Origin of the sequence: Rothia sp. HMSC061E04, from assembly GCF_001813685.1 — a bacterium.
In the GTDB taxonomy this organism is placed as follows: domain Bacteria; phylum Actinomycetota; class Actinomycetes; order Actinomycetales; family Micrococcaceae; genus Rothia; species Rothia mucilaginosa.
Window position 1 is genome coordinate 1 of sequence record NZ_KV813706.1, and the last position, 4,923, is coordinate 4,923.

The 4,923-nt window shown below is 58.3% G+C and carries 3 protein-coding genes and 1 pseudogene; 1 reads left to right on the top strand and 3 read right to left on the bottom strand.

Going from position 1 to position 4,923, the window contains the following annotated elements; translation table 11 throughout:
- Positions 1 to 615: 615 nt before the first annotated feature.
- Positions 616 to 1,884, bottom strand: coding sequence for a DUF349 domain-containing protein (locus HMPREF2927_RS06880; RefSeq protein WP_070686681.1), 1,269 nt, complete (start codon positions 1,882 to 1,884; stop codon positions 616 to 618).
- A 302-nt stretch (positions 1,885 to 2,186) separates the two neighbouring features.
- Here HMPREF2927_RS06880 and hisS point away from each other — a divergent pair, with 302 nt between their 5' ends.
- Positions 2,187 to 3,548, top strand: a complete 1,362-nt coding sequence (gene hisS / locus HMPREF2927_RS06885; RefSeq protein WP_070686683.1) for a histidine--tRNA ligase — start codon at positions 2,187 to 2,189, stop codon at positions 3,546 to 3,548.
- 250 nt (positions 3,549 to 3,798) lie between these two features.
- Here the strand turns inward: hisS and HMPREF2927_RS09295 are convergent, their stop codons facing one another.
- The gene (locus HMPREF2927_RS09295) at positions 3,799 to 4,260 is read right to left on the bottom strand and encodes an endonuclease domain-containing protein (RefSeq protein WP_246827380.1); all 462 of its coding nucleotides are present in this window, start codon (positions 4,258 to 4,260) and stop codon (positions 3,799 to 3,801) included.
- Between the two features lie 309 nt (positions 4,261 to 4,569).
- A pseudogene (locus HMPREF2927_RS09395) lies at positions 4,570 to 4,755 on the bottom strand (type IV toxin-antitoxin system AbiEi family antitoxin domain-containing protein); the annotation flags it as partial.
- Between the last annotated feature and the right edge of the window lie 168 nt (positions 4,756 to 4,923).

A 4,923-nucleotide genomic window follows, 5' to 3' on the forward strand; every position in this document is an offset into this window, starting at 1 on the left:
ATAACCCGAACCCGCGCCTACGCAAGGCCGATATCCGTACCGGTCAGCGTTGGCATCTGAATGACAATGGTGATGGGGATACGGAGTATTCGTTGCATCGTGACTGGCCTGACATGTAAGCCAGTTCTGACCCAATATATAGATAACCGCAGCAGGCGGCCCCGAATGTTTGAACATTCAGGGCCGCCTGTTTCATATGGACTACTCAGTGCCGGTGAAAATTCGGTAATGACCTAGTAATTTCAGTCATGACTTAGCGTCTTTAGTGATGGTTAAAACCCCAGCCTGAAGTCACTAACCCATTACCGAAAAAGCTAACCCATAACCGGCTCTCGCCTACCTGGCGCATCCGGGGCCGCCTGCTTTTTAGACAGAGGTTTTCGATAGGTTAGTGTCTTCACCGTGGGTCTTTAACCCGCATTAAAGGCACTAACCTATCGAAAATCCATGAACTCGGTGCGCCCTCCATCTGCATCTGGTGGGGGCGCGAATATAACCCCCCGCAGACACACAGAAGCCACATGTGTTTCGAAAAGCCACTTCTTTGGTGGCTTTTCGAAACACATGTGGCTTCTCGGCGTTAATTAGACCGTTATTTAGACCGTCGGCTAGACCCTAGTTGCCGAAGCCCTGCAGGGTTGCTGCCCAGGCGCGGCGCGCCTCCAGAGCTTCCTTAGCCTTGGCGATCTTCTTGGAGTCGCCGCCCTTTTCAGCTGCTGCGAGCTCTGCTTCCAGTTCGGCGAGGGAGTCCTCGATCTGTGCGAGCAGGGAGTTCGCGCGGGCTGCCTTGGCGGGGTCGTTGCGCTTCCACTTTGCCTCTTCGGCACCGTTGATTTCGTCCTGAATGCGGCGAAGCTCGCCGTCGACGCGGCGCAGGTCGTTGCGGGGTACGCGGCCTGCCGCATCCCAGCGGTCCAGGATCTTCTCGAAGGCTGCCTTCGCCGCCTCAATGTCTTCGACGGGCAGGAGTGCGCGTGCTTCTTCGAGCAGCGCTTCCTTGACCTTGAGGTTTTCGGCGTAGACTGCGTCCTGCGCTGCTTCGGCTTCGTTGCGGGCGTTGAAGAACACGTCCTGTGCCGCGCGGAAGCGTGCCCACAGCTTGTCGTCTTCGCGGCGGTGGCCGCGGGGTACCTGCTTCCAGGCGCGCATCAGGTCGCTGTATGCGCGGGAAGTTTCAGACCAGTCAGTGGAGGTGGACAGCTCTTCCGCACGTGCGATCAGCTCTTCCTTGGCACGCTTGATGCGTGCGTTGCGGTCGTCCAGCTGCGAGAAGTGTGCGCGGCGGTTGCGGTCGAAGGTGGTGCGGGCTGCGCGGAAACGCTTCCACAGCTCGTCCTCTACGCTCTTTGCCAGGTGAATTTCGCGCTGTGCCTTCTTCCACGCTTCGAACAGTTCGTTCATGCGGGAGTGGGAGTTCTTCCAGTGAATCTGGTCAGGATCCTGGCCGGCAATCTGCTCGGCTTCCGCGACGATTTCTTCGCGGACGGCGAGGGCGCGTTCACGGTTTTCGGTGCGTGCCTGCTGCTGCTTTTCGTCGAGTTCAGCGATCTGCTCTGCGAGGGAGATGAGGCGCTTCTGCAGGCCGGAGTAGTCACCGACCATGTTGCGCACACCAATCTGTGCACCGATGGAGGTGATGCCCTTCTGCAGGTCTGCGGCGGGGGCGTTGTTAGCGAGGCGGGATTCGAGCAGGGCAACCTGCGCCTCGACGTTTTCAAACTTGCGGGCGAAGTAGCTGAGCGCTTCTTCTTCGGAGGCGCCGGGCAGCTGGCCTACGGCGTATTCTTCGCCGTCGACAATGACGAAGACGTGGCCGTCCTCGGAGACGCGGCCGTACTGGCGTGCCTTTTCGAGGTTTACAGTGTCGTCGGGTTTGGTAGTCACCGCTATAACTCTTTCACTCGGGGGTGCTGGGGGTGGGGCGCCTTTGCGCTGTTCCCCGTGGTGGGCACCCGTTTGGGTGTGCGTGTGCACCTCCTAAGCATAGCCTCTGTGGGGTGTGTGTGAGTAGTGTCTGGTCGTGTTGTGTTGTGGGCGAACCTGCCGGCTGCGGGTTTGCGTGGGTTTGTGTCGGGTGAGCTTGGGGAGTGGGTGCTGTGCTGGGGTGGGTGTTGGTATGATGGGTAGATATGCCCGGAGGTGTTCCGGGGTTTTGTTGTCGAGTTCTTTGTCAAGGAGTATCGCGTATGGCTCGCAAGGCTTCGCTGTCTGGTTTTCCCGAGTATCTTCCGGCTGAGCGGTTGGTTGAGAATCATGTTCTGGACACTTTGCGTGAGACTTTTGAGTTGCACGGTTTCTCCCCGATTGAGACTCGTTCGGTAGAGACTATTGAGCAGCTGCTGCGCAAAGGTGAGATTGACAAGGAAGTTTACGCAATTTCTCGCCTGCAGGAGGACGAGGCTGCGAAGGCTAAGGAAAAGCTGGCTCTGCACTTTGACCTGACCGTGCCGTTTGCCCGTTACGTGGTGGAGAACGCCGGTTACTTGAATTTCCCGTTCTCGCGTTACCAGATTCAGAAGGTGTGGCGTGGTGAGCGTCCGCAGGAGGGTCGTGCCCGCGAGTTCACTCAGGCTGATATTGACGTGGTTGGTGACGGCGAGCTGCCGTTCCGTTACGACGTGACCTTGGCGCTGGTTGTTGTTGATGCGCTGTCGAAGCTGCCGATTCCTGAGTTCAAGCTGCGTGTGAATAACCGCAAGCTGGCTGAGGGTTTCTACCTGGGCTTGGGTTTGACTGATACTGCGGCTGTTCTGCGTTCTATTGACAAGCTGGAGAAGATTGGTGCTGAGCGTGTGGCTGAGGAGCTACAGGCTGAGGCTGGTGCGAGCGCGGATGCTGCCGCTGCCGCCCTGGAGCTGGCGCAGATCCGCACTGAGGATGCTTCTTTCGTGGAGCAGGTGCGTGCGCTTGCGGCTAAGTATTCGGTGGAGCATGAGCTGCTGGATCAGGGTCTTGCTGAGCTGGCTGAGGTCATTGAGGAGGCGGCTCGCCGTGCGCCGGGTAAGGTGCTGGCTGACCTGTCGATTGCTCGCGGTTTGGACTACTACACCGGCACCGTGTATGAGACTGTTCTAGTTGGTCACGAGTCGCTGGGTTCGATCTGTTCGGGTGGCCGTTATGAGTCGCTGGCGTCGAACGGTAAGAAGACGTACCCGGGTGTTGGCCTGTCGATTGGTGTGACTCGTGTGGTGGCTCGTATTCTGTCGCAGGGTTTTGCGCAGGCGAGCCGTAAGGTGCCTTCGGCTGTGTTTGTTGCCCTGACGAATGATGAGGGCTGGTCGGCCGCGAATGATGTTGCGGATGCGCTGCGTGCCCGCGGTATCGCGTGTGAGGTGTCTGCGAATGCGGCGAAGTTCGGTAAGCAGATTAAGTACGCTGAGAAGCGCGGCATTCCGTTCGTGTGGTTTATTTCTTCGGATGAGTCGGGTGCCCCGGTTCACGAGGTGAAGGACATCCGTTCGGGTGAGCAGGTTGCTGCTGATCCGGCTTCGTGGATGCCGCCGGCTGAAGACCTGCACGTTCAGATTGTGCGTGCTAAGGGCCTGTAAACATTAGGGGCCTGTATCGTAGGGCCTGTAATGCCTGCGGTGTTTGGCCGCTGTAATATCTGGCTGCTGTAGTAATTTGGTTGCTGTAGCCTGCATATGGATGTGTACCCGCCTGGTGGGGAGGATGTTAACCTCCCTGCCGGGCGGGTCTTTTTATGCGGGCCCAGATTTTCGATAGGCTAGTGTCTTCGCCGTGGGTCTTTAACACGGGGTGAAGACACTAACCTATCGACTGAGGCGTTCCCTCGCTTTATCTCAAGAGTAGGTTCCGCAAATGGGTCACGACCTCCAGCTCCTTGTTGAAGATATCAGCCCACGTGAGGTGCACGACCGTCCACCCGGCGCGGGTCAGTGCGCGGTCGCGGGCTGCCTCGTAGCGGTCCCTGCCGGAGTGGTCCACGTATTTCTGTTCACCGTCGAATTCGAGAATGACGCGCACCTCGGGCCAGGCGAAGTCTACCCGGTAGTTACGGCCCTCGCACGAAATCGGGTACTGCGTTACGGGGAGGGGCAGCCTGTGTTCCATGAGCAGGCATCGGGTGAGGCTTTCACCGGCCGACTCACTGGATGCATCCACCGCCTGCGCCAGGAGGGGCCCGGCTGAACCGCCGTACCCGGTGAGGTTCAGCAGGGTTTCGGTAACTTCGTGGGGTTCCATTAGTCCCCGGCGCATGATGGAGTCGGCGAGGACTACCGCCTCCCGAAAGGGCATGCTACGCGCGCAATCCTGCAGCGTGCGAGCCACCGTCGTAACCATGATGGAGGTGCCCGGCAATCTGGTGACTTCCTCGGGGCCGGTGGCGCTGTAATGCCGGGTGATTCTTCCCTTATCAGAGGTGCTATGACTACAGCTATACACGCTTATCATTTGGGGAACAGAGAGTACATCAAGTCCCCATAGCGCCGCGGCTGATGTGTGGGAGAAGATCCCTTGAAGACCCATCATCTGAGCAGCGATGCACCGTACCGTGAGCCGCTCTTCGGGGGTGAGCGCTTGGGCATCGCGGGTGTAAATATAGGCTCCTCGCTGGATACGTTGCAGAGACCCTTCCGCCACTAGCTTGCGAATGCGTTTCGGACCGATTCCTCGCAGGTTGAGCATCTGGGAGTTCAGCACGAATGGGTGTAGTTCTGCGGTACGGGTAATTTCTGGTGTAGCCGGTAGTACGTTTGGGACGCGTTGCCACGGAATAGTTGCTGTGTTCATAGGCTTTATCCTGGCAGGCTGTGTGAGGTTGTGGGGCTTGTTCGTGAAATCTGTGGATAACTTCGCGGATTCTACCGAAAAAGTGTTTGTCCACAGGCATGCGGAGTGGATTCCCCGGTAATACTTCGATAGGGTAGTGTCTTCACCCCGGGTTAAAGACCCACGGCG